Source organism: Herbaspirillum sp. B65, assembly GCF_000333555.1.
Classification (GTDB): domain Bacteria; phylum Pseudomonadota; class Gammaproteobacteria; order Burkholderiales; family Burkholderiaceae_D; genus Herbaspirillum; species Herbaspirillum rubrisubalbicans.
Genome location: NZ_BADI01000359.1, coordinates 1 through 4,561, shown reverse-complemented (window position 1 = coordinate 4,561; position 4,561 = coordinate 1). Strand labels below are relative to the sequence as shown.

Below are 4,561 nucleotides of genomic sequence, written 5' to 3'. Positions count from 1 at the left end.
ACCTGGCGCCGGCCGAGCTGGACACCCTCCTGGCCCGGGCCCAGCCGGAGGCCATCACGGCCCATACCATCACCGACGTCGAACGCCTGGCCCTGGAGATCGCCCGCGCCCGGGTGCAAGGCTATGCGCTGGTGGACCAGGAGCTGGAACTGGGCTTGCGCACCATGGCCGTGCCGGTGCGCAATTTCCGCGGCGAGGTGGTGGCAGCCATGAATATCAGCGTCCATGCCGCGCGTATGAAGCTGGAAGACATGGTGGAGCGCTGCCTGCCGGCCATGCTGAAGATCCAGGTGGAGCTGGGGGCCTTGCTGTAGGACGGTGAATTATTCTTCCACATGGGTGCGGCGGTACTCCTTGGGCGTCAAGCCCATGTGGCGCTTAAAGAGCCGGCTGAAGTAGGCCGGGTCCTGGAAGCCCAGTTCATAGGCGATGGTCGAAACCCCCGAGGGCACATAGGTCAGCTTGCGGCAGGCCTCCAGGATCAGCCGCTGCTGCGCCAGGTCGAAGGCTGAATGGCCGGCCAGTTTCAGGCACAGGCGGTTGAGGCGACTGGGGGTGATGTGCAGCTTCTCGGCATAGACCGTAACCTGCCATTGCTGCTTGAAATGCTGTTCCACCAGCGCACGAAAGCGACTGAACAATTCGAAGTCGCCGCGTCCACTCAGTTCGGCCGAGCGATGATCGGCTTCCAGCCGCACCAGCAGCAGCATCACGCTGCGCGCCAGCCACTCCAGCATCAGCGCGTGCCCGGTACGGGGTGCAGCGGATTCGGCAATGAGCAGGCGCAGCAGGGTTTCCATGCGTTCGCGCAAGTCCGGTACGCGCGAGAGCTCGATGGCCATCGGGCGCAGGAACAAGGGCGCAAACAATTCGCCGCGACCATCGCCGCCGGCCGCGGAAAACACCACGTGCGGATCGATGGTGAGCACGAAGCCGACGGCTTGTTCCGAGAAATCGAAACCATGCACCACCGAGGGATGGATGGTGATGACTACTGGTCCGTCGTATTCCCATACCTCATCTTCCATCAAGGCGCTGACGTGCCCGGACATTAAAAAAAGTACCTGAAACAGTCCGGCGTGTGTGTGCGGTGCAATATGCCAGTCGTGTACACGACTGCGCGTCTCGATCAGTTCGATGTGCACCGATTCGGCATCATCCGGCCGGGAAGCCTCGCCGTACAAGGAAAACTGCGGGACGTCGCTGGTCCGGGGCTTGCTGCGGGGCAGGGGCATAGGGTCTCCATCCGGTGCGCGGGGTGGTTGTACTGTTGTTGTGCTCTGTAAAAATAGTACAAGTATTTGGCGCAATCATCCATTTTTTATTCATCTGCGGCCCACTAAGATGCCAGCCATACGAAGAATAAAAGCAGTTCAAATTTCGCCTTTCCTGCGCTCATGCAGCTCTGCCTGGACCTGGGATCGGCGGTTGACCTTTACCACGGAGACCTCCACCATGCGTACCCAAGTCGCCATCATCGGCGCCGGCCCGGCCGGTTTGTTGCTGTCCCACCTGCTGCATCTCAAGGGCATCGAATCGGTCGTGCTGGAAACCCGCAGCCGCGAAGAAATCGAATCCACCATCCGGGCCGGTGTGCTTGAACAAGGCACCATGGATATCCTCACCGAAACCGGTGTGGGCGAACGGATGAAGCGCGAAGGCGCGCTGCACCATGGCATCGAACTGGCCTTCGGTGGCCGCCGTCACCGCATCGACTTGACCGAGCTGACCGGCCAGGCCATCACTGTCTATGCCCAGCATGAAGTGATCAAGGATCTGGTGGCGGCGCGCCTGGCGGCACAGGGCCAGTTGCTCTTTGGCGTCAGCGGCACCAGCATCGAAGGCATCGAGACCGACAAGCCGCGCGTGCGCTTTATGCACGAGGGCGAGCAGCATACGCTGGAGGCCGATTTCATTGCCGGTTGCGATGGCTTCCATGGCGTATCGCGCCCGGCTATTCCCGAAAGCCGCCGCCAGGATTACCAGCGCATCTATCCCTTCGGCTGGTTCGGCGTGCTGGTGGAAGCCCCGCCATCTTCGGACGAATTGATCTATGCCCAGCATGAGCGCGGCTTCGTTCTGGTCAGCACGCGTTCGCCCACGGTGCAGCGCCTGTATTTCCAGTGCGACCCCAAGGACAGCGTGGACAACTGGAGCGATGACCGCATCTGGAATGAATTCCATACCCGCCTGGAAAACGGCGATGGCTGGCGCTGGAAGGAAGGCAAGATCTTCCAGAAGGGCATCATCGGGATGCGCAGCTTTGTCTCCACCCCCATGCAGCATGGCCGCCTGTTCCTGGCCGGCGACGCTGCCCATATCGTGCCGCCGACCGGCGCCAAGGGCTTGAACCTGGCGGTGGGTGACGTCAAGCGCCTGGCCCAGGGCATCGAGGATTTCTACCGTACTTCCAACGAGCAAGGCCTGGCGTCCTACACCGAGCAAGCCTTGAAGCGTATCTGGCGCGCCGAGTATTTCTCCTGGTGGATGACCAGCATGTTGCACACCTTCGAGGATGCCTCGCCCTTCCAGCAGCAGATTCAGCGTGCCGAACTGGAAAACGTGGTCAATTCGCGCGCGCTGTCCACGGCGCTGGCCGAAAACTACGTGGGCGCATTCTGATCCGGGCAAGACTGTTCGATACCGGTTGGACCGACACGCCCGCGCCAGCGGGCGTTGTCATTGGTCGGCCCCTCTCGCCGCGCGTCAGGCCAGTGCGGGATAAGTGAAGCCGATGAAATGCACGGCATTGAGCGTGAAGTGCAGGGCGATGGCGGCCTCGATGCGAGCGCTGCGAAGAAAGACCCAGGCATAGCCGAGCCCGGCCACGGTCACCAGCGCGGCATAGCCGAGGCCACCACCCAGGTGGGCCGCGCCGAACAGCAGGGCCGACACCAGCACGGCCAGCAAGTCGCCAGCGGGCAGGGGCTTGAATGCCGCTTGCAGCCGATGCTGGATCAGACCACGGAAGAAGGCTTCTTCCGCCACCACCGTCAACAGCAGGTTGATTGCCAGGAAGATGCCGGCAAACGGTGGCCATTTCCATTCAGGCCGCACCATGCCGATGAGCCAGCCCAGCAGCATCACCGTGGCGATGGTGATGAAGCCCGGCAGCAGCGTGAGCCGCAGCGTCGTCGACCATTCCCGCAGCCGCTGGCAGCGCGGCACCAGCAAGGCCAGCAGCAACAGCCCGGCGGCACCCTTGTCAAAGTTGGCATAGAGCAGGAAAGGCAAGGCATCGGGCGTGATGGCCTGACGCGGCAGCACTTGCACATTGATGAAGCCGGGCCAGCGATGCAGGGCCAGCAGCAGGCTCATCAGTAGCGCCAGGATCAACAGGCCGCGCCTTTGCCAGCTCACGCTCGCCCGCGTGGCGCCCCATGCCGCCACCCCCAATCCCAGCAGACCGAGGACGCCCATGGCCTGGATGTGGCCATCGATCATGCCGGTCACCACCGCCAGCACCAGCAGTGGCAGCCAGAGGGCAAGGCGCAGCCTGGGCGATAGTGGCAGGGGGGGCAGCCAGACGGCGCAAATGGCCAGCATCAGCAGGTAGGTGGAAGACATGGCGTAGCAAAAAAGAGGAAAGAGCGGCAAAGCCGGTGTTTTAACATGCAGGGCATGGCGGTGGCCAGCGTGACGACGATGCGCAATTTCGGTCAGGATTTGCGCCGCCATTTCTTGCACAGTACGTCCCGTGAACCGAGGACAAGATGAGTGACATCCGTAAAAAAGCCTATATCGCCCGTTTCGAGAGAGTGCTCGACCATATCGAGAGCCATCTCCATACACCGCTCGACGTCGAGCAACTGGCGGCGGTCGCGCATTTTTCGCGGTTCCATTTCCAGCGGCAATTCGCCGATTTCGTCGGCGTCGGGGTGGCGCGCTACATCCTGCTGATGCGTTTGAAACAGGCCAGTCTGCAACTGGCCTTCCAGGCACAGCGGCGGATCATCGACATCGCCCTCGACGCCGGTTTTGAAAATCCGGAATCCTTTACGCGCGCCTTCAGGAGCGCCTTCGGTCAGTCGCCTTCGCAGTTCCGGCGTGCTCCCGACTGGCCGTCCTGGAACGAGCGTTACGTATTCCGCATCCCTGAAAGGAAAGTGGACGTGCAAGTCGAGATCATCAACGTAGAACCCATCCGCATCGCCCTGCTGGCCCATCGCGGTCCCGTCAACCAGCTCAATGCCACGGTGGCGCAGTTCATCGCCTGGCGCAAGTCATCGGGCCTGTCGCCCATGGAGCGCTGCCGCACTTTCGGTTTGGCCTGGGACAATCCGGATACCACGCCCCCGGAACAATTCCGCTTCGATATCTGCGGCGAGCTGGAGGGCGCGCTCCCGGACAATCCGCAAGGCGTGGTGGAGCAGTCGATACCGGGCGGGCGCTGCGCACGCGTGCGCCATGCCGGCGCGCATGAACGACTGGGCGATAGCATCTATCCACTGTATCGCCAGTGGGTGCCGCAGAGCNGGGAGGATTGCGTGATTTCCGCTGTACTTCCATACCTGAACTGCTGCCGATACGCCACCTGGGGAGTGCTTACCGATATCTATCT

The 4,561-nt window shown here is 62.1% G+C and carries 5 protein-coding genes; 3 read left to right on the top strand and 2 right to left on the bottom strand.

Annotated features, from left to right (window positions below; translation table 11 throughout):
• Nucleotides 1-314: IclR family transcriptional regulator domain-containing protein (locus I5W_RS08810; RefSeq protein ID WP_044528944.1), on the top strand; the 314-nt coding region annotated here is incomplete at its 5' end.
• A 9-nt stretch (nt 315-323) separates the two neighbouring features.
• On the opposite strand, the gene I5W_RS08805 is transcribed toward I5W_RS08810, so the two are convergent.
• Nucleotides 324-1,235 (bottom strand): helix-turn-helix domain-containing protein, encoded by a 912-nt coding sequence (locus tag I5W_RS08805; RefSeq protein WP_017452565.1) that lies wholly within the window; start codon nt 1,233-1,235, stop codon nt 324-326.
• A 220-nt stretch (nt 1,236-1,455) separates the two neighbouring features.
• On the opposite strand from I5W_RS08805, the gene I5W_RS08800 reads away from it, so the two are divergent.
• Nucleotides 1,456-2,622: a 4-hydroxybenzoate 3-monooxygenase gene (locus I5W_RS08800; RefSeq protein WP_044528943.1), complete on the top strand. Its 1,167-nt coding sequence runs from the start codon at nt 1,456-1,458 to the stop codon at nt 2,620-2,622.
• 84 nt (nt 2,623-2,706) lie between these two features.
• Here I5W_RS08800 and I5W_RS08795 read toward each other — a convergent pair whose 3' ends face one another.
• Nucleotides 2,707-3,567 carry a CPBP family intramembrane glutamic endopeptidase gene (locus tag I5W_RS08795; RefSeq protein WP_044528942.1) on the bottom strand — a complete coding sequence of 287 codons (861 nt, stop codon included), beginning with the start codon at nt 3,565-3,567 and terminating at the stop codon, nt 2,707-2,709.
• 146 nt (nt 3,568-3,713) lie between these two features.
• Between I5W_RS08795 and I5W_RS08790 the strand changes: the two genes are divergently transcribed.
• A partial coding sequence (locus I5W_RS08790; RefSeq protein ID WP_252716958.1) for an AraC family transcriptional regulator occupies nt 3,714-4,561 on the top strand: 848 nt, incomplete at its 3' end.

Coding starts and splice junctions, on each gene's coding strand:
- I5W_RS08795 (WP_044528942.1), bottom strand. CDS start 3,567: ATGTCTTCCACCTACCTGCTGATGCTGGCCATTTGCGCCGTCTGGCTG.
- I5W_RS08800 (WP_044528943.1), top strand. CDS start 1,456: ATGCGTACCCAAGTCGCCATCATCGGCGCCGGCCCGGCCGGTTTGTTG.
- I5W_RS08805 (WP_017452565.1), bottom strand. CDS start 1,235: ATGCCCCTGCCCCGCAGCAAGCCCCGGACCAGCGACGTCCCGCAGTTT.